Origin of the sequence: Enterococcus sp. DIV0240d (assembly GCF_051711245.1) — a bacterium.
Classification (GTDB): Bacteria; Bacillota; Bacilli; order Lactobacillales; family Enterococcaceae; genus Enterococcus_D; species Enterococcus_D casseliflavus.
The window spans coordinates 2,065,084-2,091,927 of the sequence record NZ_JBIOMG010000001.1; the positions used below are offsets into that span (position 1 = coordinate 2,065,084).

Sequence of the window (26,844 nt, forward strand, 5' to 3'; positions counted from 1 at the left end):
GCGTTCTCATATGATGATCGCCAATCGACTAGTGGTCTTCCTAGTCATTCTACTCACAAATTACGCCTGTCAAAATTTGGCGCCGACCGTCAAAGAAAAAAAACCGAACGTGACGACACGGGTGGTTTTCCTGTCAGGGATCATTGCAGTCGCATACTTGTTGAGCGGTTTAAGTTTTTATCTTTTGCTTCAAAATCGCTTTGTCTATGGCAATCAAGTGGTCACCAATTTGGTAAGTGCTGCCATCATCGCCCTGATTGCCGCCAGTCTATGCTTACTGATCGTTCCAGCAAAAAACCGTTTCTTGACGAATGATCTAAAAAAGACGACCCTAGTCAGTGTCATCTTGCTGACGATCGCCACTGTGACCCAATTTCCCTATACCGATTATTTAACCAATTTATTTGTTGCTGTAGGCATGTATTTTCTCTTTTCCTGTGCTTTGTCAGGGGTTCATACACGAAATCAAATTGCCGCAATTCCGCCAATTCTGAAAGGCTTACCCCTGGACATCGTGACACTTTTTCTATTTTATCTGAGCTTTTCCTTTCTCAACGGTGTCTTCTTCAACTATTTATTCTAAACAAAAAGCAAGTCCCGCTTTGGCAGCGGAACTTGCTTATTTCTTGCGGAACATTTCTCTGAAGGAACCGATCAAAAAACCAGTCGAAAAAGCATTTTGTGCTTTTTGTTCTTTTTCAGCAGCGATTTTTTGTCGTGTTCGCAGCCCTTTATTGGCATTTTTGGACTTCTTCCCTTCACGGAGTTCTTTTGAAGCCTTTTGAAACTCTTTTGAGAAACGGTTATACCCAACCATTCCTTTTGCCTCCTTGTATATTAGAGTTAGGGTTTTAACCTTCCGGTTTTGATTGGATAACCCTATGAACCATCGTTATTTTAATTTGGTATTAACTCATTCATTTTGAGATAATATATTTATTGGATTGAGAGGCTATGCCGTTGCCTCCTTGAGTTTTGAAGCTCGTAATCGAAAGACTGGCACCTCTCTCTGATAAGTGGATTACGTATGAGTTAGATGTTGAAAGTTTTTGCTTTACTCCGTATCTCGTACAAGGTAGTGACGCTTTTCAGTTGAGCGGGTTTCAATCCAAAATATTTTTTTAGAAAGGTCAAATGTATGTACTTCTTAGGAATTGATATCGGCAAGCGAACTCACGTGGCTTCTTTAATGAGTGAAGAAGGTAAAGTGATCCTAAAAGGTTTTTCTTTCCCTAACACTACTGAAGGAGCTGATTCCCTGATTGAGCGGCTTTCAAAATATTCAGAGACTCCCGCTGACTTTATTGTCGGAATGGAAGCTACGGGTCATTATTGGCTCTCCATCTTTTCATACCTCCACGAATCAGACTTTTTGATTCACGTTGTGAATCCTCTTCAAACCGATGGCTGGCGCAAAGGAACAGAAATCAGAAAACGAAAAAATGATATTATTGATTCTGTTTTGATTGCTGACTTGATGCGTTATGGTTCCTTTGTAGAAACAGTATTGTCTGATGAAAATGTTTTTTCGTTAAAACAACTTTCACGTTACCGAACCTATTTAGTAGGTACCGCAAGCGACTTCAAACGAAAAATCATAGCTGTACTAGATCAAGTGTTTCCTGAATATGCATCAATTTTTTCTAAACAAGGTATTTTCGGAAAAGCGTCTAAAGAGTTATTGCTTGAGTTTAGTTCTCCTATAGAGCTAGAAGAAATTTCGGCAGAAACGTTGGCTCAATACTTAGCTGAGTTAAGCAGGAACCGAATAAAGCCAGAGAAAGCAGATCAATTGAAGCAAGCAGCTTCTAACTCCTTTGGAGTGAAATTTGCTCAAGAAGCTTTTACATTTCAATTACGCTCCATGATTGAACAATTGAAATTCATCGAAAGCCAAGTAAAAGAAACTGAAAAAGAAATTAAGCGCATAATGAGTAATTTAGACTCTGTTATTCTCACAATCCCTGGAATCGGCCCTATAAATGGCGCGACAATTCTTGGTGAAATTGGAGACATTCGCAAATTTTCTAATCCGAAAAAACTGGTTGCTTATGCTGGCATAGACGCGTCTGTGTCCCAATCTGGGCAATACGAAGCAACACATAATGTTATGAGCAAGCGTGGATCTCCATACTTACGAAAAGCCTTGTTTTCAGCTGCTCTAGTTGCTTCTCAATGTGATCCTGTTTTTCGCGCGTTTTATCAGAAAAAAATTTCTGAGGGAAAGCATCATCTGACGGCCTTAGGTGCTGTTTCTCGTATGCTTTGTTATGTGATTCATGCTATTTTAACTAAAAATGAACCTTATAAGATTGTTTCCGATTAGCTATTGAACAATCAAAAAAATCTAATAGTGAAAGGTCTATTTGTTGTACTCATTTTTTGGACTTAACTGTTATAAAATATTTTTTTGATTTAGCTAATTTTCACTTGACTCTATATAGTTAGTCTTTCTTTTTACGTGGCACATAATAACGAGGATTTATTATAGGAATTGCCTTTCTGATGCAAATCAGGTAACATAACAGACAGAAAGATGATTTATCCCAGGTTTATCAGAAAGGAAGATCCCATGAACGAAACCCACACTGGATTGTTAGTCAATAGCCGTGTTTTTCAAGAAACGCCAATGATGCTAACAGGTATTCAACTTTTAGAAGACCACAAAATCGTGAATTGCATTATTAAGGATCGCTACTTAGCCAGTTATGTCTTACGCCTTCCTTTAAATAAATACCAATTAGAAGTCGAAGGAAAATGGAACAAGCGGGAACAGCTAGTGATCAAGCATATGAAAATCAAGAATATCGATGAGTTTATTAAAATCGTCGGTACACCAGAATAACAGGACTCACGAAAAGCAAGTGCAGGCTACTGCGCTTGCTTTTTTTTGAAAAAATCCAGCTGATTTTTCCCGCGTGTTCCTCCGATGTTTATCGCGACATTCTAGTAAACCGATCGATCAAGGCTTTTTGCTCCTCTTTGATACCGATCGCCAACGGTTTGATCATTAGTTTGACAGTGGTCGAAGGTGTCTGAATCTGGACTTTTTTATTTACCACACCGCCTAGTTGTAATTTTGTGATCTCATGGATCATAATTGTCTGCATCCCTTTTTCATGAAATTGCAGATCTAACTGAATCAAGTGGATTTTTTCTTCGTCAACCACCACGATAAAATACTTTGGTGTTGGCAGGGCAATCATTTTGGCTTCCTCGGCATAACCAGCCAGTTTTCCATGGAACTTCGCACGGTAGCTTTCTAAATCATCTTTTTTCACGATCCATTTCATCAAAAGCCACATCCTTCCTTAGATACCTTAAGGATACCTGCAGAAACCGCTTTTGCACAACAATATGCCTGCTTGTTTCCTCACATAACCCCTTTCACCTCATTTGATCGTCAAAGACTTTTTCCTCTAGTCATGGACGTTTTGCCCGACACTAGCTAACTCAACAAAAAAAGCGAAGCGCTTAGTGCCCTTCGCTGTTGTTCTTTGGATAGTAGTGTTGGAAAAGCCGCAGAAAGATCGGTGCTAGTAACAGATAAAAAATGCCATTGCCTATTGCGTGGAGGGCATCAAAGCTCAATCCTTGAAAATAATAAGCCCAAAAGCTAGGAAACCCATAAAGTTTGACACTGATCCAAGATATCACAAAGCCATAAGCAAACCCTGCAAATACACTGTAGCTGACTTGTAAAAGCAACCGTTTCATAAACAGCTTGCTTTTTGACAACAGATACATCCCCAAAATAATGATTGCATAGCTAACTAATTGAGCAATCGTCCATATTCCCATTCCCATGTAAAAATTGGTAATCAGCATCGAGAGCAGACAAACGATCAATCCACGACTAAGACCTAAATGGATGGTTACTAATAAAAAGATCACCGTCATTGGTTGAACATTGGGTAAGGGTTGAAAAAGTGACCTGCCGACGACGGCCGCTGCCACAAGCAGCCCTAAATAAGCAATTTCTTTTCCAGCAAATGCAAGTGGTTTATTCGAATTTTTCATAGGTGAAAACCACTTTATCGTTGTTTCCTAAAAAGGTATCATCTGCCCCAGTTGTAATCATTTCATCATTGATCGTATATGTCCAATAATAGCCAGCTTTTTCATCTTGCGCTAAACCGTCAATGCTGGTGATCATCCCTTGATTTTCTTCCAAGTCAAAGTTCTCTTTCATGATAGTCATCAAAGAAACCCCTTCTTTAAAAGTGACCGTTTTGGTTTCGATCTCCTGGTCTTGCTCTTCACTTTTATTATTGAAGCTGATTTGGGCAGTGCGCTCTTCGGCGTTTTGTTTGACTGATGAAGATTCACTGGAGGAGTTTCCCCCATCCATCGATGGTTTGGCACAGCCGGCAAAAACCAGACTTAGTAAAAAAATATAACTAAAAACAACTGTTTTCTTCATAATAATGGCTCCTTTGATTTTTTTTACAACACCTTATTCTACTAAAAATTAATAAAAAAGGCGAAATTTTTTTGTTCCTCTCTATAGAAAGCATTGTAAAACCATGAGACTATGGGTATACTAGCTTCAATCATTCGTAAGAAGAAATGAAGGAGTGTTGGAAAGATGGATAGAAAAAAAGCGTCCTGTACCACTTTACTAGTAGGAAAAAAAGCATCGATCGACGGCTCGACCATGATTGCCCGCAATGAAGATTCTGGAAGCGGTTCGGAACCGCAAAAATTCGTCGTCATCACTCCAGAACAGCAAGGAAATGAATTTTACGCCGTTTTAAGCGACTGTCGAATCAGTTTGCCAGCAAAATCATTACGCTATACTTCAACCCCTGAAGCAGATGAATCGCAAGGAGTTTGGGCAGCTTCAGGAATCAATGAAGAAAATATCGCCATGACTGCAACAGAAACGATCACAACCAATTCACGCATTTTGGCTATTGATCCATATGTGGAAGATGGTATCGGGGAAGCTGATTTCGTCAGCATCGTACTGCCTTACATCCATTCCGCTAAAGAAGGTGTTTTACGCTTAGGGGAACTCATAGAAACCTATGGGACCTATGAAGCCAACGGGATCGCTTTTTCTGATGCCGAGGAAATCTGGTATATGGAAACCATCGGTGGACATCACTGGGCAGCTGTTCGCATACCAGATGATGCCTATGTCGTGGCACCAAATCGCTTAAACATTGATCACTTCGATTTCGCCTCAGAAATGACGTTGTGTTCGCAAGATCTCGAACAGTTGATTGAAGACTATCAATTAAATCCTGATTTTGAAGGCATTAATCTACGCCATATTTTTGGGAGTTCCTCAGAAAAAGATACCCGTTACAATAACCCGCGGGCATGGTACATTCAAAAACACTTTAGCGGAACAGCCGCTGAACCGATCGATCAAGAGCTCCCGTTTGTATGCTACCCAAAACAAAAGCTATCCGTGGAAGATGTAAAATGGGCATTGAGCTCCCACTTCCAAAATACGCCTTTTGACCCTTACGGTACAGGGAGCGAGACACAAAAAACACAATTCCGATCGATTGCTCTCAATCGCAACCAGCAAGTCCATATTTTACAGATCCGCAACCACGTGCCCGCAGCAATCGCTGGCATTCATTGGCTTGCCTTTGGCCCCAATACTTTCAATGGCGTTGTGCCCTTTTATGCAGCTATCACTAAGACCCCACTTGGCTATTGTGATACGACAAAGACCTACGATCCATCAAATAGCTATTGGTTAGGACGCACCTTGGCGTTGATTGGAGACAGCGACTACGATCGCTATAGTGATCTTGCCAACCGTTTTGAAATGGAAACGATGGCGGCTTGTCGCCGCATCCAACAAGAAACTGATCGTAAAGCTTCCGTTGACAAGCAGCCTACTCGTCTGCTTGAAGAAGCCAACGCTGAGATGGCCGAACTGTATTTAAAAAATGCAACAACGTTACTAGGAAAAATGGTGGAGTCTGGCAGTAATAAAATGGCCTTGCGTTTTTCTTTAGCCGATTAGTCAATCGCTGAAAATAAAAGGATTAACAAAAACTTTACATGGAATTGCAGCAATCTAAACATTGCTCTCCTATACTAAAGATACCAATTCGTTTTCTTTTTCCTTGCTGGTACAAATCAAGCAATTGATTTGTACTAGTCCCCCTATTGAAGATCAATTGGTAAAAACCGTTGGGAGGAATGAACATGACTACAAGCATTTATCGGACTGTCACCAACGAAATTGTTAAAGGTGAGATCATCAAGAGCAAGAGTCAGCAAGATATGCTGATCATTCAAGACAAAGAAGGTTATTTCCATGTCGTTGAACCAATCCCCGTTACTACTGCAATGACTCCCCGCACGACGAAAGACTAAAAAACCACTGGCGATCAGAAAGAATACAGGATCTTTCTGATCGCTCAGTGGGTTCTTTTTTATGTCAAACTTAATGTGAATCGCTTCAAGCCATCAATGAGTTTTTCTCGCGAACAGCCAATGTTTAGGCGCAAAAAGTTTCTCCCCTCTTTCCCATAGATCTCTCCTGACATAATCGCGACTTTCCCCTTTCGAATCATTCGTTGCTGCAATTCCGCCATCGTTAAACCCAGTGCTGTACAATCAATCCACATAAGATACGTGGCTTCGCTTTTCGTGACCACGAGTTCTGGGTGATGTTCCTGTAAATAAGCGATCACATAAGCAATGTTACCATCAAGATAGTCATTGAGCTGATCCACCCACTTACTTTCATTATCGTAGGCAGCAATCGTTGCGATCATGCCAAAAATACTGGTGGAGCTCAACCCATCGGCTTCTTTTAACTGAGTTAAGAAGCGCTCACGCAACTTGGGATCAGGAATGATTCCATAAGAATAAATCAACCCTGGGAAATTAAACGTTTTACTTCCCGAAGTAACAAGGGCTACATTTTCTTGCAACAAATCAATGATCGGTTGATGCCTTTGTCCTTTTCTTACAATGTCCATATGGATCTCATCAGAGATGATAAATACATCATGGGTTTTCGCCAATTCGATGATTCGTTGCAACTCATCCTTTTGCCAGACTCTCCCAGTTGGGTTATGAGGACTACAGAGGAGAAGAACTTTATTTTCAGGCTGTGCCATCAATCTTGTTAGCTCTTCGAAATCAATGCGATACGACTTAGCATCATAGATGAGTGTATTAGGTACGATTTTTCTTTTGTTCTCTTTGATCATTTTATAAAACGCATCATACGCTGGTGTCTGAACAATGATCCCATCTCCTGGTTCACTGAGTAGGGTGACGAGCTGTTTAACGCTATACATAACGGAAGGACTGTAGACCAGCCAATCGCTTTTGATCATGCTGTTAAAACGTTCAGAATACCATTTGCAGACCGCTTGCTTGAATTCATTATGATTCCAACGTGTATACCCAAAAACCGGGTGCTGCATCCGCTTGATAAGTGCCGCTTCAACTGCAGCTGGCACCTTGAAATCCGTATCGGAAATCGTAAATGGCAACAAGTTTTTTTCACCAAAACGGTCTTCAACATAATCCCATTGAGTACACTGGGTTCCTTTACGATTGATTGGTTCATCAAAAAACATTTTCTTCACTCCTACTACTTGACAATTTTGCTAAAGAATCGCATCAAGTTGATTTCTGACTGTTGTTACTTTCGTTCCAATGATTAATTGAACGTTAGTATCATCTAAGTGAACGACCCCAAGCGCACCTAGTTTTTTCAGCCGTTCATCATCAACCAATGTACCATCGTTTAGAACGAGGCATAGCCGTGTAATGCAATTGTCTAAAGAATCAATATTGCTTGCTCCCCCTAATGCTGCCAAAATACCATGGGCATCATAGCCACTCTTTCCAGAATAGGTCATTTCCTCTTGCAACTCATTCGTTTGATCACTGTTCTCTTCTCTACCAGGTGTCTTCAAGTTCTTGCGAAGGATTACTGTTTTAAAAACAAAGTAATAAAGGGCAAACCAGCAAGCTCCTACAATCAGAACGAGCCACCATTTTGTATATGCGCCTTGCATCACGCCAAAGATAAGAAAATCAAGCACGCCCCCATCGGTATTTCCAATCGTGACACCTAATAGACTCATTACCATAAATCCAGCACCTGTCATGATGACATGAAAAATCCATAATAAAGGGCTGATGAATAAGAATAAAAATTCGATTGGTTCAGTAATTCCTGTCACAAAAGTTGCAATGACGCCTGAAATCAATAAACCTTTTATTTTTGAACGATTCTCAGGTTTTGCCGTGTGGTACATAGCTAATGCTGCTGCCGGTAAGCCAAACATGAAGGTTGGCATCTTCCCTTGAGACAAGAACGCAGTTGCACTTGGTGAGATGCTCAAGCCGTTTTGTAATTCCGCATAAAAAATATTCAACGCCCCAAAGACTTGCTGACCATCGATCAGCTGACTTCCCCCGGCTTCGGTAAAGCGAATCTTGGAAACCAAAATATGGTGTAATCCAAATGGCAGTAACAAGCGCTCACCTGAACCAAATAAGAACGGACCGAAAGGACCAGCTTGTTGGATCAAATGTCCGATTCCTGTGATGATCATAGCAAACAACGGCCAAATCATCGGAATGATCACCCCGACCATAGCTAAAGTAAGCGAGGTGATGATTGGAACAAAACGTGCTCCTGAAAAGAATGCAAAACTATCTGGCAATTGAAAATGGTAGAAGCGCATATGCAATTTATAAACGATCAATCCTGCGATAATACCTCCTAGAACACCCATTGATAATGTTTGAATGCCAAAAACGATCTCTTGCCCTGCTTCTCGTAGTTGATCTGCAGCAGCTAATTGATTCGTTTCTTGCAAATAAAAATTGATGGATAAATGCATCACGACATAGCCCACAAAGCCTGAAAATGCCGCAACTCCCTTCTCTTTTCTTGCTAGACCTAAAGGAATCGCCATCGCAAACATGACGGGTAAGTAACTAAAGGCAAACCCACCGATCGTTGACATGAAACGAAAAACCACTTGGAGCCAAGGGGCACCTAAAAATGGGAAAACGTCGATCGTTGAAGAAGATGAAAATGAACTACCAATCCCTAAAAATAAACCCATGAATGCGAGTAAAGCGACTGGCAACATAAATGTTTTCCCAAGTCCTTGAAAAATTTCCATCCAGCTTGCTTTCTTTCCTTTTTGCATATCATTTCCTCCTAACACTTTTATCTCTTAAAATGTAAACGATATCAAGAAGGCTTACAATACAGTTCCCCAAAGAAGAATGACCATTCACAAAATGGAATGGTCATTCAGGATCAAGTCCTGCTTCGATTTGATTGGCGTATTGAATAATTAAAATATCCAGTAACGCCGCTAAGGAGATCCGCGGGCTCAAATCGACTTCATGATGATAAATCGCTGTCATTTCAACAGGAAAAGAGAAGGTGGCAAGCTTTTCTAACGTGCTTTTTGGTTGACCAATACAGGCTAAAATCGGCACGCCTCTTTGTTTCAAACGAGTAGCATAATTTAGCATCCCGATCGTTTCTCCACTATGACTAATAAAAAGAGCTAAATCATTTTTTGATAGTTGGTTCGCGATGGTTGTCAATTCATCCCAATCCGTTGATGCACCCACTGTTTTACCTAAAAAACGCAATTTTCGACTTGCAGATAATGCGACCGGCGCACTTTGCCCTAAAGCGAAAAATTCGATTCGTTGTGCTTGCTGCAGCATTTCCACGGCACGCTGAAAGTCAGCTTCTTCAATCATTGATAAGGATGTCGTCAGCTGGTCAATCATTTGCTTGATCAGTGGGGATAAGCCAAGAGAGGCTTGGGTAGCAGACTCGTTTCTTTCAAGGCTTTGATAACTTTTCAATGAAAATTTGAATTCTTGAAAACCCGTAAAGCCAAGCTTTTTCGCCATTCGACTGATCGTTGCTTGACTAGTATAGGTTTGAGAAGCTAACTCATCGGCCGTCATTTCCGAAACTTTCTCAGGCGCTCTCAAACAATAGTTAAGGACGGTTCGTTCTACTCGGTTTAGCTCAGGGATTTTGTATTGGATTCGTTTGTATAAATGGTTCATCACCTGCTTCTCCTCTCTACTGTTTCTTTATTCTTCTCCTCTCCACTATGCTTCATTTACTCATTATACCTTCCATCAAGAAAAGTACCAACTGATGATGAAGAACTTGACAGCAAAAAAGTGACTCACCAGGTAAAAGGTGAGCCACTTCTTCTATTTTCTCTCTATCTATCATTTTTGCGCAGTCAATTCTGTAAACTCTTGCCCATTGCCATAGTCACTTTCTTTTGAGGGTTGCTTTCCAGATATTCGTTGTCGGCAACTGACAAGTTTATTTTCGACATATTCCATTGTATTGGCGGCGAACATTACTACATTTGCTAGACCTTTGATCAAGGGATCGTTTGGTTCCATCCTCTATTCCCCCATTTCCTTCACGTGTAAGTTGTTACTGACACTTCCTTAACAATGAATATAGACGAGGTACCTTAAATCAAACTAAAAGAGGACCAACACTACGAAAAGCAAAGCAGACTAGTTTCCCTTTCTGGTAAAATATGGTACATGTAGTAGGAAAGGATGATCAATCTCATGATAAAAACCTTAGTGGTGGCTAGCCACCCAGATTTCCACAACTCTCTTTCCCAACGTTTTTTCAGTGAAAGTGCCAAACTTTCTAATGTCACCATACACTTTCTTGATGATTTTTCTGACTTTTCCCTTGCCGATGAACAGGCGCTGCTGCAAAACTGTGACCGTTTGGTTTTACAATTCCCCTTATATTGGTACAGTGTTCCAGCAAAAATGAAAGCTTGGATCGATACGGTTTGGGAAAATTGCGCGCCTGCTTTGATGGGAAAAGAAATCAGTTTCGCCGTTTCTACTGGTGTTGCTGCCAAAGAATTTCAGTTAGGTGGTCGAGAAAATACGACCTTTAACGAAATTTTGCATCCACTCGTACTGATGGCAAAAAAACACCAAATGACCGTGTTACCCATCGTTGTCCTTGACCAACTGATGTATAAAACGGAAAAAGAAAAGCGTGCCTTTGTCATTGCCTATCAGCAATTATTATCGATGCCCGCTCCCTTTACGTTTGACCAAAAGCAACAATGGTTTGCTGAGAAACTGGCACATTTGGTTTCTAAAAAACCGCAGCTTTCTCCTTTGCTATCCCTGTTGCAGGAAAACCATGAAACATTGAACGAATTAGAAGATGCTTTAGCTGAATTGGAGGTGCTTTGATGGGGCATGATTGGCTAACACCGCTGATAGAACAATCCATTCAAGAAACCACTGATTACCATGAAAAAGCATTTTTGCAAGAGCTGGGACAGTTGTTGCAGCAGCAAGAAACCCGCATCGAATTGAAACAAGGAGAACTTGACGGGAAGTTGTGGAACCCTAGTGAATGGTAAGAAATAATTTTCAACGCAAGAAAAAGCTTTGGTCCCACCCAGCCTTAAAAATACTGGGTGTTGCCAAAGCTTTTTTAGGTGGTTTCTATTGCATAATCACAATGAATCGCTTTTATTCTTTGTGGCAGCGATATACGCTGCTTGCAATTGTTTCGTGATTGAACCCAATACGCCAGTGCCAACGGGTTTCCCATCAATGGCAACGATCGGAACGATTTCCCAAACTGAGTTGGTCAAGAAACACTCTTGCGTGTTGCGTAGTGCCTCAATCGGGACGGGTTCTTCTCGATAGGGAATTTCTAATTGGCGACACAACTGAAGGACCTTCAATTTCGTGATTCCCGGTAACACCAAACGCCCATCCGGATGAGTATAGACGATCCCATCAATGATAAACCAGAGATTGGATGCAGATGCTTCTGTAAAAAAGCCATCTCGTTGCAGTATCGCATCATCGAAGCCAGCTTCGATCGCTTGATCCAGCGCCAAAAGATTCCCTAACAAACTCAATGATTTGATATCACAATGCAACCAGCGTTCATCAGGAAGAACGGTTGCCGAAAGCCCTGATTGCTGCATTTCATCTGGTCGTTCAAAGGGGATCACATTTGCCGTCACCACCCCTTTGACCGATCCAGCTGGTGGAAACTCGTGATTTCTCGGAGAAGCGATTCCTCGGGTGATCTGAAGATAGATTTCTCCTTCTGTGATTCCTTCAGTCTTTATGAGTAACTTTAGGTTTTCAGTCAATTGGGGAATCGAATAGGGTAACGTTAGCTTAATTTTTTGTGCACTGCTTTCCAATCGAGCCATATGCTCCGCTAACATAAAACAGTGGCCATTATATATTCGGATAACTTCATAGATCCCATCACCATACTGATAGCCACGGTCTTCGATATCAATTCTCACTACCTCTCGATCAACGATCTGATCATTCCACAAAACCTTCATTTCCTCACTCCTATCGTCGTTTTCGTTTCAATCAGTATAGCATGAGTCTTTGTACCGTGCTATGTGTCATCTAAAACAAAAAACTTGCTGATGAAGATTTCTTCAACAGCAAGTTTTATTGTTACAATGACTCCTTATCGATCACAGAACGTTCTAGTTTGCGTTCCTGGAAAAAACGGAGTAGCGTGCCAGACATCGCCATTATGATCGAATACACTGGAAGTGCAACGATCATACCAACAAATCCCAGCAAGTTGCCTGCGATCAATAATAAGAACACCGCAATAATCGGATGGATATGCAACACTTTATTCATTACTAGAGGTGAAACTAGATACGATTCACCCAATTGAATGATCGTGATGCCCACTACCAATAAAATGGCAGTACGGATATCTAAACTTAAAGCAAATAGAAATGCGGGTGCCGCTCCGATAAATGGTCCGAAGTATGGGATGATATCCAAGACACCGCAAATCAGGCCTAAAAGCAACGCATTCTGCAAACCTAGCAAAGAAAAAATCAAATAACTGGAAACGGCAACGTACGAACATACAAGCAATTTCCCGCCAATATAAGCAGACGCTGCTTGGTGGAAATCACTGCATAACTGACGCATCAAACCTTGGTACTTTTTCGGTGTTTTGTTTGCTAAAAAGTCTGGCACTTTCTCACCGTCTTTAAACATATAGACTAAGAGCAGTGGGATCGTAAACAAGACGATCGCTGAGTGAGAAACGATGGAGATCAAACTCGTTAGACTATTCGTTGCCCCTGTAATAAACTGCAAGGCGAAATTGCTCGCTTGCGAAATATCGATCGAATCAATGAAAGGACCGAAAAGTTCCTCCAAATAGGAATGATCGATGTTATCGATCACCAAATTGATGATAACGGGTATTTGATTGATAAAGCGTCCCATCTCATAGGCTAATGCGGGTCCAATCACCTGAATGATCAAATAGGCTGCAAAAACGATCAACAACAGTGTCGCATACAGCGCAATGCTTTTCTTTTTCGTCCTTCTTTTTACCCAATTAAAGAAAGGCAAAAAGATATAAAAAATAAAAATGGATATCAGTACAGGTAAAAAGACACTAGAAAAGATTGCTTCTAATGGTCGAAAAACAAACAGTATATTTGAATAGATCCAGACGGCGATCCCTAAAAGGCAGACGATCACCAGACCTGCAAAAATTTTTGATTTTTTAAGAAACTCCAATAATTGATCCTCCTGATTCTAGAAAATACGTTCACTTCTTTCAGTTTATCATAATTTTTTAAGCGAATGATCCTTTTGCGAATATTTTTTCAAAAATCCACGTTTTTCATAGGAAACTTTTGAGTAATTTAATTATTTCCCCCATAAAACCCTTCTGCCTAATCAATTTTGATGAGCAGAAAAAGGAACCGAGAGTTGCAAGTGTTTGATACAGTAAGCTGCCACACCGAGCTGGAGTAAACCTAACACTAAGAAAATCAGATGCAAAACATTCCCGCCCCTTAATAAAATCACTTGAACAATGATCCAGATAATTAAACAGATGCCTAAAAGCAATTCGCCATGATACCCTTGGTTGCGCCACAATCGGATAGCTGCCAATAAATTGCCCAGTCCTAACACAATTAGCAAAAACACCCCGGGAATCAAAAATGTTGTAAATGGCGTTCCTTGGAGCATGGACGATTCCAACCCAGCAAATGACTGTCCTTTCCTTAATGGCTCAATACTCATAAACGCCAGCATGCTTCCTCCACATGCGCCAACACCTATCACTAAACTTAACACAAATAACGCAAATCGCAGCTTCATTTCTCCCACTCCTTCATCAAACATAAAACCGTTAATAAATTGACCATTTTCAACTAGCTATGGGGTTTCTGGCTATTCACTCGTTTTTAGGTGAATAAATAAATGCTGCAATTTGCTGTGTTTCTACAGAGGAAAAGCCGCAAGACTCATAAAAACGGCGCGTTTTCTCTGTGTTGTCCGTGATCAAAACCTTTTGTCGAATCGATGGATATCTCGCCAGCATTTTTTTGAGCAATCGCTGGCCAATTTTTTGACGTTGGAACGCTGGCGCTACTAATAGATCCTGAATATAAAGAATGGTTTGTCCATCGGTTATACATCGAATAAGTCCGACTAGCTGCTCTTCAACATAGGCAGTGATCACCTGTGACTGAGCTAGGCCGTTTAATAGTCGCTCTGGCTCTTTCGTATAGGCGACCCAGCCAACACATTTATATAAAGCGAGAATCTGATTTGAATCCTCTGGTAATTGATCTTTAAAGATGATAGTCATTCTTTTCCTCCTCGTTACTTTTACCCAAACGATGCAGCAACAAATAAAGAGTTAACAGTCCTTTTCCGAACAGGCTCTTGCTACCCTTCAAGCCGAATTGCTTTGCTTGACTAAAGAGTATCCTGAGGAAAAGCAGCTGTCAACTCTAATCACGATTTACTAGAGGAACAAAGAGGAAGTGGTGTTGTTACTAATTAAACCTAAGGATTACTTAATCAAGCATTAATTCGCTTTTTAAACGCTGACTCGTCGCTTGTTGTTCTTCAGGCGACACTTCTTGATAAGAGATACCGTATTCACCTCTAAAGCCATCGCCAGTGAACCCAGTACCCGCCATTTGGTAAGATTCGACAGTAACGAGTGCCGATTGATATTGGGTGAATAGTTGACTCATCTGAGAAAACGTTAAATCTGTTTCACCATTTTCCCCAATAATCGTTAACAGATCCTGAATCTGCATCACGCTTGATAGAGAAACTAATTCATTCGCCAAAATCTCTGTCACTTCTCGCTGACGACGTTGGCGTCCATAGTCACCTTCGGGGTCATCTTTGCGCATACGAGTATATTGAAGTGCCTCCCAGCCATCTAATTCGAGCGTTCCCTCTGGATAATCGATTTTTTCTGCCGTAAAAGCAAACTCATTTTCAACCGTGATTCCACCAATCGCATCGACAAGATCTGCCATCCCATCCATGTTTAAGGAGAAATAATGATGAATCGGTATATCCAAGTATTGTTCGACAGTTTCGATCATCATTTTTGCGCCACCGAATGAATGGGCATGATTGATCTTATCCTGATAACCTTGCCCAACGATCTCCACATAAGCATCTCGAGGAATACTTGTGAGGGTCGTTTTGCGTGTAGCAGGATTCAACGTCGCTACCATGATCGTGTTTGCCCGGTAATCCGTTTTGCGACGAGAGTCATTGGCGATCCCTAACAAGAGAAGACTTAAGGGCTCGGCGTTTTCGATAACCTCCGCCTCTTCTCGCCCTTCGATCGGTCGATGGATAGACTCCACGACATCCTCTACTTGAAAATACACCCTAATAGCATAGGCGGTTCCGGCGGATACGATGCCCATCAACAGTACTAAGAAGACAATTATCAGTTTTTTCGCTGTACTCATTTTACTTCCCCCTACGCACACTTTTTTTGAACGAAAATACAAAAGCAGATGTGATAAAACTGATTCCACTTGCCAACAAGATACTCGCTAACAAGTCACTAGGATAGTGAACCCCAAATAGCAAGCGGCTCATCATAATAAGCAGTAAATAAACCAATCCCAAAAACATAGCTAGTTTTTGGCTAATAAGACGTTTGCCTCTTTGGCCAGGCGCTGTTTGTGCGAAGAAAAAGAGGAGAGAAATAATTAGCGTGGTCGCTAATAGTGTATGGCCACTTGGAAAACTGGCGGACGCCCGTTCCATACTGTCAGCAAACTCCGGTCTTGGGCGATCAACGAATTTCTTGATCACTTGGCCAACACCACTGATTATGATCATATTTCCCATCAACCAAAAACTCTCGATCCGTTTCTTCCGAAGAAACAAAATTGCTGCCAATAAAAAATGAATAGCCGCTATCGGGACGATCGTTGCCGTGCTAGCAAGCGGAACAAAAATCGCTTCTACTGTAGCCGTCCGCCATTGAGGCACGTGGGAAAACAGGGTATCCAGCGTTTGGAACCACTGCGGCTCTAATGCTACAAGGAAAAACAACCATGCGAAACAGCTACAAAGCAGTCCACCTATCACCCCTTGTTTTGCTGTCTTGCTCATGTTAATCCCCTACTTTCTTTTAATGCGTACGATCGTTTCTTCGCTTTAGTCGGGAATTTTTCTAACCCGAAAATAATTCCCATCGCAATACTGATCGCAATCAACGAGGTTCCTCCTTGGCTTAAGAACGGCAGAGGAATTCCCGTTAATGGCAGCAACCCAATCGCCGCTCCGATATTTTCAAAGATCTGAAAGACTAAGCCAAAAACGTACGTGATGGCGATATAGACCGACGCCTTGTTATTCGTTTTTAACGCGGCGAAGATGATTTGATAGATGAGATAAAAATACAAGAAGATCACTAAGGTACTTCCTAAAAAGCCATAGGTTTCACCAATAACTGTAAAAATCATATCTGATTCACGAACCGGCACGTACACTGTCGTATGGGTGTCAGGCGCTCCCAATAAGCCTCCTGAGCCAATCGCCCACATACTGCGAACTTGTTGGAACGCGATAGAGTCTTGGTACGCTAGGGGATCTGCCCAAGCTCGCACTCGGTCTAATTGATACTGCGAGAAATGAAGTCGAAACAAGACACGATTACCCCATTCCGTAAACACGAGCAGCAATAAAATAGCGCCGAGGGCTGCAATCAAACCGATCACTACGGTCAAAATTTTCCAATGAACACCCGAGATAATAAATAAAGCCCCTAACATCACAATAAACACTAAACTCGTACCAAAGTCCCGTTGCATAAACATCAATAGAAATGTCGGTATACTATAAAGCAAGATCTTAATGACGTAGATCAAATCAGATTTAATGGTCCGTTCGGCTTTTCGTTTTTCATACACTAAGGTGAGATAGACCATAAAAAGCATAAAGGCCACTTTCATAAACTCTGAGGGCTGAATGGTAAAGTCGCCGATTCTGATCCAGCGTTTGGTAGAAGTCTGCTCAAACATCGTTTGATCGTAGAACCAATGAAGAGAAGCCATCAAACCTAGCGCCAATACATACAAAAGACCCGAAAAGCGTAAGAGCAGATTGGTTGGGATCAAACTTGTAACGAAGAGCACGATGGCGGATAGAACACAAAAAACGATCTGTCGAAAAACGATCACAGAAGGGTCATTACCATCCATTACAGAAGCTTGATGCTGGACCCAAATGCTTAGCAAAAAAAGCAAAAAAACGGGTAGCAGCAAGGCATAGTTTGCATCATGTCGTTTGAGGAACTTCATTTCGTTTGCCCTCCTCTCGCTCTAATTTCAGGCACATACTAAAGGCAAATGAAAGAATAAAGTAACTGGAGCCACCATAGCTGATAAATGGCAACGGTACCCCCGTCATCGGCATCAACCCTAAAATACTGGCTATATTGATACTTGTTTGCAACAAAAGTAATGTACTTGTTCCTAGCAATATCAATCCAATCTGAGGGTTTTCAATAGCTGCGGAACGAATAAATAAACGTAAGATGATTACGAATAATAAGCCAATAACAAAAATCCCGAAAAGCAAGCCAAGCTCTTCTACTAAAACGGAAAAAATAAAATCGGTTTCCGCAACTGGTAAAAAGCCTTTTTTCGTAATACTGTTTCCTAAACCGAGACCAGTAAGCCCTCCATTAAATAAAGCATAGTAAGAATGGATCATTTGGAACCCCTGATTGTAAGGGTCGGAGAATGGATCACCTACTAGGCGAATTCGGTTATATACGTGCATAAAAATATGAGGCAATAAATCATTGTCGCCTAAAAACATGATCAACAGGGCAGCCAAGAATAGACTGATCACTAAGCCACCAAATAAAAGAGCCGTCAGCTTCACGGGGACTTGTACCGTAGTTATCATGACAAATGCTAAAAAAAGCAAAATCATCACACCGGCTATTTTCGGTTGAAACAGGATCAACACACAGCACAAAAACAAAACGAAAAGCGGACGTTTCATTTCCTGCAAGGTGGTTTTTGCAGTTTGAAAGTAATGAGCAAGGTACAAGACCATCCCTACATTCACAATCTCTGATGGTTGAAATTGAATCCCTGCGATCGAGACCCAGCGTTGTGCCCCATTAACAGAGACACCGAAAAAGGGCAAACGAGCTAAGAGCAAGGTAAAGATCCCAAATGCTAGCAGACCGATCGCTAAGTATTTGCTAAGCAAAATCTCTCTTCGCGTCCGCTGAATAATGAATAAAAGAACCCAGCTAAGTAACAAAAAGACCAATTGACGGATAAATAGCGACGCTGGTGGTTGATCTCTCGTTAATAAACGGTATGAACTTGCACTATAAATCATTAAAAGACCGATAAGGCTCAATAGCAAATAAGCTATGATCAGCAGCCAATCGATCTTCTTTTTTTCTATCATTGCTTCCACTCCTCTTGCCTTGGAGTAGGTGTTCAGACGGTACCAGTTATTTTGCACTATGAGCTTCGTCATCCATCAGAAAGAAAAGCAAAAAAGTCTCACTTCTCTTAGGACGTCAGACTTTAGCAGCAATCTCATCGTCCGAGTTTTAGCACTATACAACGTAAAGAAAGTCATTTGCTCTCTTAGCTATTTTATGAAAAGCCTTAATCCGACAATTCCTGTTTTACACATTGGCGTCTTTCGACGTTTCTGCGCAATAGCTTGTGTTTGTATAGGAGCCTCACCTAACAAGGTTATATGTTATTTTTCAATCCAATATGAATGGTACCCTTCCTCGAATAAAGATACAACCAATTCTCTGTTATTTTTATTTTTCTTTAACTTTTCTTAAAGAATTTAGATATTTCGAATATTTTCTGCTCTATAAAGAAAAAACAACCAAAATAATCATCCAAACAAAGGAACAGCATCGATAAAACACGTTATTAAAAAAACGAGCATTTTAAAAAAGCAGTCCTTTTTCTAGGTGCTGAAAAAGGACTGCTTGCTTGATTTTGGTCTATCGAATGAAAGTTTTCTTGATCTATCAATCCACGGGTCGATTGGTTTGCCGTTCTTGCGCTGCTTTTCGTAACTGCTTCTGCGCTTTTTTAGATCCCCGTTCAATATCTCGAGTAAACTTGCGCTGCGCAAACTCAACGAATAGCTGATCAAGATCATAACCTGCGGGATAGAGCACCTCTCGCTTTGTGAGGAGTTGCAAGCGACGAGCGGCAACGACAAAAAATTGTTTCTCTATTGAAATTTTCGCTTGTCCTTGTTCCAGATACTCATAAAGAAGCCCGCGCTGGTTATGTTCTGTTGAAAAGACCAAGTCTCCTTTTTGAAAAATAAGATCTATCTTGGCTTCTTGTTGAGGGGGTTGTTTCTTCCCCTTTTCAAAAGGCTGCTTCTCAAAAGAATAGGTTTTATGCTTTAAATATTCCTTTGCTGTTTGGACTACGTCAGCGGGGATCGCCATCTTTTCGGCAATCCAAAACGCATTACTATCACCGACTGCATTCGTCAGCAAACGATATTTTGGTGTCAAGGTTTTGGCATCAAAAGCCATTGCCGCTGTTTCGAAATCTTGATGATCGACGGCAAACTGCTTGATTTCACCATAATGCGTTGTTGCGATCATTAAAGCTCCTGAGCGATAGATGGATTCCATGATGGCGATCGCCAAAGCAGCCCCTTCATTAGGCTCAGTGCCGCTGCCGATTTCATCCAATAAAACAATACTGTGTCGGGTAGCATTCTTCATAATCTGAGCAATGTTCGACATGTGCCCAGAGAAGGTACTTAAAGAATTTTCTAGACTTTGTTGATCGCCAATATCCATCCAAAGACTTTTTAAAAACGGAACAATGCTTTTGCCATTGTGCGCTGGAAATAAGCCATAATGAGCCATGGCGCAAACAAGTCCAACGGTTTTTAAGACGACGGTCTTGCCTCCAGCATTGGGTCCAGTGATGACCATGCAGCGGTTTTCTTCGCCAAGTTTTAAAGAAAGAGGAACCGCATCACGCCCCAGCAAAGGATGGCGGACTTGATCAAGAAGCAAAACTTCTTTCTCAGTCATAGTTATCGGCTGCCCATTAATTTCTCGACAATATTTTCCCCGAGCAAAAATAATATCCAGCACAACTAAAATGTCAAGACAGGCAAACACGGCGTTCATTTGTTCGGCGATCGCCCCTGTCAACTCTGACAACACTTGGTATTGAGCGGCTGTTTCTTCTGCTTGTGCCAAGATCAATCGATCATTTAAACGGGCAGCTGCCTCCGGTTCAATAAAGACAGTCGCTCGTTTATTGGAACGTTCGATGATCGTTCCGTTAAATTGCTGTTGAAATTCAGCACGCACAGGTAACGTATATCGGTCGTTCTTTTTGATGACACGATTTTCTTGTAAATAGCGACTTTCCTTAAAAAACTTTGCAAAAACTTTTTTCAGATCAGCTTCATATTTTTCGATCGTACCGCGAATTTTCCGCAATTCTCGGCTGGCATTACTATCAACCTGACCATTGCGAATCTTTTGGAAAATCATTTCGGCGATTTCAGAAAAGTCTTCTAACCCTTGTGCATATTGATGTAATCTTGGGGCAATCGATTGATTCTTTTCGAACAATTGACGGATGATTCGAAAAGACCGTAAAAAGTCTCCATATTCGATAAGTTCCTGTGGTTCTAAAACAAATCCTTTTTCAATTTTCTCCGTATGGTGTAAGACATGCTGCAGCCCCATAAAAGGCACTTGACGACCAGCGGCTAATAGCGCCATCGCTTCAGTGGTCTCTGTCACTCGTTTTTGGGCAGAGTGGATCGTCGCTGCTGGTTTTTCATTCGCAAAGCGCGCCTTGCCGTAATCGCTGATTATTTTTTTACTTACTTGTTCTTTAATTTGTTCAAATTCAGTTGCTTGAGGTATCTTCATGAGTTATCCTTTCTTGTGCCTGAGGATTCCGATCAGATCCCCGTCCAAAAAAGTGTACAAAAAAAGCGATAGTCTCCCATCACCTGATTCATCAATAACGATTTTTATCGGTATCTACAGGCACAACAAATAAACAGTCTGTTTTTGCTTATTTGTTTTAATTGGCTGATTAGATACCTACGACACTCATCAATATACCTCTTTCTTTTTTGAACGAGTTTTTTTCATTGTAATATAGAAGCTGTCCTTCTGTCAACTGCACCCAAACTGCCCTTACAAAAAGAAAAAACGCTCAGCAGCTCCTAGAAGCCCCTGAGACGTTTTTTGATTTTAAATGATGCAAGGCGCTTACGAGCGAATCAGGTGATCAAAGGCACCTAATGCTGCAGTCGCACCTGAACCCATTGAAGTGATGATCTGTTTGTATACACTATCGGTACAATCCCCTGCTGCAAAGACCCCTTCAATATTGGTTGCGCCGTGTTTGTCTACGACGATCTCATTGCGTTCGTTTAAAACGATGCGATCTTTTAACCATTCGGTATTCGGCATCAAGCCAATCAAGATGAAGACACCCTCAACAGCTAATGTGAATTCACCATTCGTTTCGCGATCAACGTAGGTCAATTGTTCGACATGATCGGATCCAGCAATTTCCTTCGTTGCCGCATTCGTAATAACAGTCACATTTTCTAACGTGTTCAAACGGTTTTGTAGCACAAGGTCCGCTTTTAGTTCCGGTAAAAATTCAAGAACATAGACGTGTTTTGCCATGCCAGCTAAATCGATCGCTGCTTCGATCCCAGAGTTTCCGCCGCCAATGACAGCAACCTCTTTCCCAGCAAATAACGGGCCGTCACAATGTGGACAATAGGCAACACCTTTATTTTTGAATTCTTTTTCTCCTGGAACATTGATGTTACGCCAGCGAGCGCCAGTTGCTAAAATGGCCGTTTTGGTTTTTAATACTGCACCATTTTCTAATTCAACTTCGATGACATCATTGCGACGAATATCTTTCGCACGCTGCCCTTTCATCACGTCTACATTGTATTCGTTGATGTGCTCTTCTACCTGACGCATTAATTTTGGTCCTTCGGTATAAGGAGTACCGATCATGTTTTCGATCCCCAGGGTTTCCATTACTTGTCCACCCATTGTTTCGACGACCATCCCAGTATTGATGCCTTTACGCGCTGCATAAATCGCTGCGCTTCCGCCTGCAGGTCCGCCACCGACAACTAATACATCGAAAAGCTCTTTTTCAGCAAAGTCATCTTTACTCGTCGGACCAGCTGCTTTTTCCAACAACTGTTCGATCGTTTGACGGCCGCTTGCAAATTCTTCACCATCCAAAAAGACGGTTGGCACAGCCATAATTTTTTTCTGGTCAATTTCTTCTTTGAACATCCCACCTTCGATCATGGTGTGGCTGATGGAAGGATTTAGCACTGCCATGATATTTAACGCTTGAACAACATCAGGACAGTTATGGCAGGTCAAGCTGACATAGGTTTCAAAATGTAATGGCTTATCGATCGCTTTGATGCGCTTTTGAAGTGCTTCGTCAATTTTCGGCGGACGACCGCTTACTTGAAGAAACGCTAAAATAAACGAAGTGAACTCATGTCCTAACGGCAAACCAGCAAAAGCGATGCCGCTTTCTTCACCGGGACGATTGATCGAAAAGCTTGGTGTCCGATCACTTGCTACAGCTTGGATAGTGATTTTTGGCGACATTTCTGCGATTTCTTCTAAGAATTCACGTACTTTTGTGGAAGAATCATCCTCACCTAAAGTTGCCGCAAAAACAACCTCTGATTCTAGCATCGCGAGATACTGCGTCAGTTGGTCTTTGATTGCCTTATCTAATGCCATGAGAGCCTCCTAAATCTTGCCTACAAGGTCTAAGCTTGGCGTTAAAGTTTCTTCGCCTTCTTTCCATTTTGCAGGACATACTTCACCTGGATGAGTACGGACATATTGTGCAGCACGGATTTTATCGATCAAGCCACTAGCATCACGACCGATACCGTCCGCATTGATCTCAACTGTTTGGACTACGCCATCTGGATCGATGATGAATGTTCCACGTTGAGACAACCCAGAAGCTTCATCTAGTACATCAAAGATCTCTGAGATCACATGAGAAGGATCTGCAATCATGATATATTCGATTTTGTTGATGGCATCAGAATGATCATGCCATGCTTTATGAGTGTAATGAGTATCTGTTGATACAGAATAAACTTCTGCGCCTAATTCTTTTAATGATGCATATTGATCTTGCAAATCTTCAAGCTCTGTCGGACAAACAAATGAGAAATCTGCAGGGTAAAAACAAACAACGTTCCATTTTCCTTTAAAATCTTCTGATGTAACATCGATAAATTTTCCATTGTGGTAAGCTTTCGCTTCGAATGAACCAATCTCTTTTCCAATTAATGACATATCATTTCCTCCAATTAGAATAATTATTTGAGAATAATCTCTATTAATTATTAGTATATCTAACTATAAAAAGCAATAGTTTATTCAGAAATAGTCAAAAAAAATGTTATCCTCCTCAGAAATGAGCATATTTATTTCCTATCCAATACCAATAGAGTATAGTTGTAAGTTTGACTAATCGTTTCCATTTTAATTCCCTACTTGTTAGATTCTCAATTACACCCCTCATTCTCAATTAAATAAAAAAGATTGCCTCTTCCTATGATTCCTCACCAAGTAAAGTGAGCCATAGAAAAAGGCAATTTTTTATTTAGTATTTAAATAGTTGAACAATCCACTGATCGTTCGATCCCTCAATGTAATCCGCTTACCGTCTAAAAAAACTTCTTCGACCGGGTAATGGTCTTGAAAAGGTGGAACTTCCAAGTATTGACTTGCGAGAAAGCGCTCCGGAGATTCGACTGTTGCTATTTCTTTGCTGCCATTTTTCAGATAATGAATTTCTAACATATTCATTGCCTCTTTTCTTGTATTCTGAACTTTTTAAAAGCATTGAGAGAACCATATTTCTCGCTGTTCTTTTTTGATTGGTTCAGTTACAAGGCGTATTATAATCTTCCTTTTTTTAAAAGTAAAGAAAGCACTCTCGATTGAAGTGTCTCTTATTTTTTAGCTTTCGTATGTCCGATAAAGTAGTCCTCTAAGACACCACCTATAACAAAAATGACCCAAGAGTAAGCCCATGCATGAAACATGAAGGACCAAAGCATGTAAACGACCAAAATCACTGGCCAGTAGACTGTTCGAAAAAAGGTGACTCTACCAGCGGATTCCCCATATTTATGACGTGTTGCTCGATCCCCCGGATGGTCTTCGTCGCGAATAAAATACGCCTCAGTTGCCAGCTTCGCAAAGCCTGTACGGATAATACTTACATAAATAATAAAGAACACACCTGCTGCAACCGTCAAGAAAAACAAGGAAATCCCAAACTCAACAGAATAATAAAACACTTCACTTAAAAGTACAGGCGCAATTGATAAAATACAGGCACCAATTCCTAAAACAAGACCAATCCGAAAACTTTTTTCATAATTTGCGAGTTGCTGAGCGGCTTCTCGTTTGGCATCCCTTTTTATTGGACGATCATCCAACTGTTTACGAGCACCGGAAAAGTGCAAGCTGCTAGAGATAATAAAACCGACCCCGATGGCGATAAAAAGAAACATCACCATTATTCCAAAGGTCTCAGCATATATACTAACAAAGAGCATCAAGGCTGCTAGGGATGCGATACAAAAACCGATTCCTATAGATAACGAGAAAGCAAAGTGTCGCACAGTTCCCCAATAATCAAACGCATCGTCTTCTGTGATGGCATCGGACCAATCATCAATCGGCGCTTCTTCTTTTGAAACATTTAACTCTTGCAACAGCTCATCTACGGAACCAAACTCACTGATTACTGCACCAATGGCTTCATGCTCGCTTTTCCCTTGGTGAATCAGTTCTAAGTAGTGGTCTTCCATAATCGCTAAGAGGTCTTCTTTCGCCTTTTTGGTTTCCGGTGTGATGGGTACTGATAAAAATAAGCTGTCTAGATAGTCATGAATGGTTTTCATTTGTCTCCTCCTTGTAAGAACTGGTCAACGACGATCTTTGTCTGCTGCCACTCCAATATTTTCTCCGTAAGGCTTGCTCTTCCGTCTGCAGTTATCTGGTAATACGTCCGCTTTTTGCCATGCGTCACTTCTCCAGGATATGAGCGGATCAATCCTTGTTTTTCTAACCGAGTAAAAGCGGAATACAACGTCGTTTCTTTGATCACATATAAAGCATCTGTTCCTTCGCGAATACGCTTGGATATTTCATATCCATAAGAATCTTCATTGGAAAGAATGGATAAAATGATTGCGTCGTTATAGCCGCGAATTCCGTCACTCGAGATCACGCAATCGCCTCCTAAATTACTTCATCTGTCGTACTAATTATAAAACAATTACTACGACAGGTAAAGTAAAGCAGGGAAAGTTATTAAAAATCAGTCGTAGGTCTTAGAAAATAGGAAAATAAAAAGGGACACGCATTCTCAGTAAACTGATACGCGTGTCCTAATTACTTGATTGCTTTTCTCACCTTATTTATTCAACGGCTGGTTTGACATCGTCCATCATTAGTTGGATCGACTCCAAGCCTGCCCCTGCTAAATACCAAACCGCAGCATCCAATTCAATGACTTGATCGTTTTGCCCAGCATTTGTTTCTTGGACGATTTCATTTGCAACAAATTCACTTTCACTTTCATTGCCGCCGATCGCTTTTGTCCGGTCGATCACGAAAATGATATCAGGATTTTTCTCAAGCAAGTACTCATAAGAAATACTTTGTCCATGTGTCGACGCCTCTAATTCCTCATCTACTGCAGGGAAACCAAACGTATCATACAAGATACTGTAACGAGAACCTGGCCCAAAAGCAGAAAGATTGCCTTCATTTACCATAACAACCAAGGCTTTCTCGTCAGCATTTTGCGCTTGCTCCTTCAAGGTATCGATCTGACCTTGTAACGATGCTAGTTGTTCTTGCGCTTCCTCTTCCTTACCAAAAATTTGACCAATGGTCGTAATGTTGGCTTCGATCGATGCCCAAGTATCACTATTGTCAACGCTTAAGAAAACGGTTGGCGCGATTGCAGACAATTCCTCTTGGAAATCACGTTGTCGCCCAGAAATAATGATTAGGTCTGGCTGCAGTTGATTGATTTTTTCTAAATCAGGCTCTTTGATTCCCCCTGCTGATTCAACATCTGCATACGCTGACAAATAATCTGGTAAATTGCTGGTCGCAGCAGCAACAATTCGGTCTCCGACACCAAGCGCATCCATCGTGTCTAAGGCACTATTGTCAAAAACCACCACTTTTTCTGGTGCATAAGGAACAGTAACGGTTCCATTGCTATCAGTGATTTCAACCTCTGTCGGTGTCTGTTCACTCTGAGCAGTTTGGCTTTGCTGTGTCCCTGTCGATTCGATTGTACCAGTATTATTTGATCCGCATGCGGTCAACCCCGCTAATACGAAAATACTCATAAAGCTTACTACAATTTTTTTCATTTTTTTCCTCCTTAGAAA

At 41.2% G+C, this 26,844-nt stretch carries 30 protein-coding genes and 1 riboswitch; of the genes, 7 read left to right on the forward strand and 23 right to left on the reverse strand.

The genetic code is table 11. The features are described from left to right. The first annotated feature begins 10 nt into the window (after positions 1 to 10). Entirely contained in the window at positions 11 to 583 is a 573-nt protein-coding gene (locus IGJ25_RS09695; protein ID WP_195961600.1) for a hypothetical protein, read from the forward strand. 36 nt (positions 584 to 619) lie between these two features. Here the strand turns inward: IGJ25_RS09695 and IGJ25_RS09700 are convergent, their stop codons facing one another. Beyond that, positions 620 to 817 (reverse strand): hypothetical protein, encoded by a 198-nt coding sequence (locus tag IGJ25_RS09700; protein ID WP_185939950.1) that lies wholly within the window; start codon positions 815 to 817, stop codon positions 620 to 622. Between the two features lie 321 nt (positions 818 to 1,138). On the opposite strand from IGJ25_RS09700, the gene IGJ25_RS09705 reads away from it, so the two are divergent. Beyond that, complete coding sequence (locus IGJ25_RS09705) at positions 1,139 to 2,326, forward strand: IS110 family transposase (protein ID WP_438779266.1); 1,188 nt, start codon at positions 1,139 to 1,141, stop codon at positions 2,324 to 2,326. Between the two features lie 246 nt (positions 2,327 to 2,572). After that, positions 2,573 to 2,845, forward strand: a complete 273-nt coding sequence (locus tag IGJ25_RS09710; protein ID WP_005226206.1) for a hypothetical protein — start codon at positions 2,573 to 2,575, stop codon at positions 2,843 to 2,845. A gap of 88 nt (positions 2,846 to 2,933) precedes the next feature. On the opposite strand, the gene IGJ25_RS09715 is transcribed toward IGJ25_RS09710, so the two are convergent. From IGJ25_RS09715 to IGJ25_RS09725, 3 genes are all read right to left on the reverse strand, one after another. Continuing rightward, entirely contained in the window at positions 2,934 to 3,305 is a 372-nt protein-coding gene (locus tag IGJ25_RS09715) for a hypothetical protein (RefSeq protein WP_005226207.1), read from the reverse strand. A 169-nt stretch (positions 3,306 to 3,474) separates the two neighbouring features. Continuing rightward, positions 3,475 to 4,020: a metal ABC transporter permease gene (locus tag IGJ25_RS09720; RefSeq protein ID WP_015509784.1), complete on the reverse strand. Its 546-nt coding sequence runs from the start codon at positions 4,018 to 4,020 to the stop codon at positions 3,475 to 3,477. After that, a complete protein-coding gene (locus tag IGJ25_RS09725) occupies positions 4,004 to 4,423 on the reverse strand; it encodes a DUF4430 domain-containing protein (protein WP_225001377.1) in 420 nt (139 codons plus the stop codon). The genes IGJ25_RS09720 and IGJ25_RS09725 overlap by 17 nt, the downstream gene beginning before the upstream one ends. A 165-nt stretch (positions 4,424 to 4,588) precedes the next feature. Between IGJ25_RS09725 and IGJ25_RS09730 the strand changes: the two genes are divergently transcribed. After that, positions 4,589 to 5,989, forward strand: a complete 1,401-nt coding sequence (locus IGJ25_RS09730; RefSeq protein ID WP_225001378.1) for a C69 family dipeptidase — start codon at positions 4,589 to 4,591, stop codon at positions 5,987 to 5,989. Between the two features lie 185 nt (positions 5,990 to 6,174). After that, positions 6,175 to 6,345, forward strand: coding sequence for a hypothetical protein (locus tag IGJ25_RS09735; RefSeq protein ID WP_010748430.1), 171 nt, complete (start codon positions 6,175 to 6,177; stop codon positions 6,343 to 6,345). A gap of 59 nt (positions 6,346 to 6,404) precedes the next feature. Here IGJ25_RS09735 and IGJ25_RS09740 read toward each other — a convergent pair whose 3' ends face one another. The 4 genes from IGJ25_RS09740 to IGJ25_RS09755 form a co-directional block, all read right to left on the reverse strand. Beyond that, on the reverse strand, positions 6,405 to 7,565 hold the full coding sequence (locus IGJ25_RS09740) for a MalY/PatB family protein (RefSeq protein ID WP_225001379.1): 1,161 nt from the start codon (positions 7,563 to 7,565) through the stop codon (positions 6,405 to 6,407). Positions 7,566 to 7,595: 30 nt separating this feature from the next. Next, complete coding sequence (gene malX, locus IGJ25_RS09745; protein WP_438779267.1) at positions 7,596 to 9,158, reverse strand: maltose/glucose-specific PTS transporter subunit IIBC; 1,563 nt, start codon at positions 9,156 to 9,158, stop codon at positions 7,596 to 7,598. Positions 9,159 to 9,261: 103 nt separating this feature from the next. Then, entirely contained in the window at positions 9,262 to 10,047 is a 786-nt protein-coding gene (locus tag IGJ25_RS09750) for a MurR/RpiR family transcriptional regulator (RefSeq protein ID WP_087627553.1), read from the reverse strand. A gap of 171 nt (positions 10,048 to 10,218) precedes the next feature. Beyond that, positions 10,219 to 10,401: a hypothetical protein gene (locus IGJ25_RS09755; RefSeq protein WP_060791980.1), complete on the reverse strand. Its 183-nt coding sequence runs from the start codon at positions 10,399 to 10,401 to the stop codon at positions 10,219 to 10,221. Between the two features lie 165 nt (positions 10,402 to 10,566). On the opposite strand from IGJ25_RS09755, the gene IGJ25_RS09760 reads away from it, so the two are divergent. Both IGJ25_RS09760 and IGJ25_RS09765 read left to right on the forward strand, forming a co-directional pair. Next, positions 10,567 to 11,232: an NAD(P)H-dependent oxidoreductase gene (locus IGJ25_RS09760; RefSeq protein ID WP_167827418.1), complete on the forward strand. Its 666-nt coding sequence runs from the start codon at positions 10,567 to 10,569 to the stop codon at positions 11,230 to 11,232. Further along, complete coding sequence (locus tag IGJ25_RS09765) at positions 11,232 to 11,405, forward strand: hypothetical protein (RefSeq protein ID WP_005226215.1); 174 nt, start codon at positions 11,232 to 11,234, stop codon at positions 11,403 to 11,405. Before IGJ25_RS09760 ends, IGJ25_RS09765 begins: the two co-directional genes overlap by 1 nt. Positions 11,406 to 11,501: 96 nt before the next feature. On the opposite strand, the gene dat is transcribed toward IGJ25_RS09765, so the two are convergent. From dat to IGJ25_RS09840, 15 genes are all read right to left on the reverse strand, one after another. Next, the gene (dat, locus tag IGJ25_RS09770; protein ID WP_225001381.1) at positions 11,502 to 12,359 is read right to left on the reverse strand and encodes a D-amino-acid transaminase; all 858 of its coding nucleotides are present in this window, start codon (positions 12,357 to 12,359) and stop codon (positions 11,502 to 11,504) included. Between the two features lie 121 nt (positions 12,360 to 12,480). Continuing rightward, positions 12,481 to 13,581, reverse strand: a complete 1,101-nt coding sequence (locus tag IGJ25_RS09775) for an AI-2E family transporter (RefSeq protein ID WP_010748435.1) — start codon at positions 13,579 to 13,581, stop codon at positions 12,481 to 12,483. A 162-nt stretch (positions 13,582 to 13,743) separates the two neighbouring features. Continuing rightward, positions 13,744 to 14,172 (reverse strand): hypothetical protein, encoded by a 429-nt coding sequence (locus tag IGJ25_RS09780; RefSeq protein ID WP_010748436.1) that lies wholly within the window; start codon positions 14,170 to 14,172, stop codon positions 13,744 to 13,746. Positions 14,173 to 14,248: 76 nt separating this feature from the next. Then, positions 14,249 to 14,665, reverse strand: a complete 417-nt coding sequence (locus tag IGJ25_RS09785; RefSeq protein ID WP_016609237.1) for a GNAT family N-acetyltransferase — start codon at positions 14,663 to 14,665, stop codon at positions 14,249 to 14,251. Positions 14,666 to 14,876: 211 nt separating this feature from the next. Next, positions 14,877 to 15,800, reverse strand: a complete 924-nt coding sequence (locus IGJ25_RS09790) for an LCP family glycopolymer transferase (RefSeq protein WP_225001382.1) — start codon at positions 15,798 to 15,800, stop codon at positions 14,877 to 14,879. A 1-nt stretch (position 15,801) separates the two neighbouring features. Then, entirely contained in the window at positions 15,802 to 16,455 is a 654-nt protein-coding gene (locus IGJ25_RS09795; RefSeq protein ID WP_225001383.1) for a phosphatase PAP2 family protein, read from the reverse strand. Further along, positions 16,452 to 17,645, reverse strand: a complete 1,194-nt coding sequence (locus IGJ25_RS09800; protein WP_225001384.1) for an FtsW/RodA/SpoVE family cell cycle protein — start codon at positions 17,643 to 17,645, stop codon at positions 16,452 to 16,454. Before IGJ25_RS09800 ends, IGJ25_RS09795 begins: the two co-directional genes overlap by 4 nt. Then, complete coding sequence (locus IGJ25_RS09805) at positions 17,623 to 18,777, reverse strand: FtsW/RodA/SpoVE family cell cycle protein (protein ID WP_034868647.1); 1,155 nt, start codon at positions 18,775 to 18,777, stop codon at positions 17,623 to 17,625. Before IGJ25_RS09805 ends, IGJ25_RS09800 begins: the two co-directional genes overlap by 23 nt. Positions 18,778 to 18,903: 126 nt before the next feature. Beyond that, a riboswitch (M-box (ykoK) riboswitch) is annotated at positions 18,904 to 19,079 on the reverse strand. Positions 19,080 to 19,366: 287 nt separating this feature from the next. Then, positions 19,367 to 21,262 carry an endonuclease MutS2 gene (locus IGJ25_RS09810; protein ID WP_225001385.1) on the reverse strand — a complete coding sequence of 632 codons (1,896 nt, stop codon included), beginning with the start codon at positions 21,260 to 21,262 and terminating at the stop codon, positions 19,367 to 19,369. A 348-nt stretch (positions 21,263 to 21,610) separates the two neighbouring features. Continuing rightward, a complete protein-coding gene (ahpF, locus tag IGJ25_RS09815; RefSeq protein ID WP_438779268.1) occupies positions 21,611 to 23,140 on the reverse strand; it encodes an alkyl hydroperoxide reductase subunit F in 1,530 nt (509 codons plus the stop codon). A 9-nt stretch (positions 23,141 to 23,149) separates the two neighbouring features. After that, positions 23,150 to 23,713, reverse strand: coding sequence for an alkyl hydroperoxide reductase subunit C (ahpC, locus tag IGJ25_RS09820; protein WP_225001387.1), 564 nt, complete (start codon positions 23,711 to 23,713; stop codon positions 23,150 to 23,152). Positions 23,714 to 24,019: 306 nt separating this feature from the next. Further along, positions 24,020 to 24,223, reverse strand: coding sequence for a hypothetical protein (locus tag IGJ25_RS09825; RefSeq protein ID WP_010748444.1), 204 nt, complete (start codon positions 24,221 to 24,223; stop codon positions 24,020 to 24,022). A 152-nt stretch (positions 24,224 to 24,375) separates the two neighbouring features. After that, positions 24,376 to 25,335: a permease prefix domain 1-containing protein gene (locus IGJ25_RS09830; RefSeq protein WP_225001388.1), complete on the reverse strand. Its 960-nt coding sequence runs from the start codon at positions 25,333 to 25,335 to the stop codon at positions 24,376 to 24,378. Continuing rightward, entirely contained in the window at positions 25,332 to 25,664 is a 333-nt protein-coding gene (locus IGJ25_RS09835; protein ID WP_121261214.1) for a PadR family transcriptional regulator, read from the reverse strand. The genes IGJ25_RS09830 and IGJ25_RS09835 overlap by 4 nt, the downstream gene beginning before the upstream one ends. A 190-nt stretch (positions 25,665 to 25,854) precedes the next feature. Further along, entirely contained in the window at positions 25,855 to 26,826 is a 972-nt protein-coding gene (locus tag IGJ25_RS09840; protein WP_225001389.1) for a siderophore ABC transporter substrate-binding protein, read from the reverse strand. Between the last annotated feature and the right edge of the window lie 18 nt (positions 26,827 to 26,844).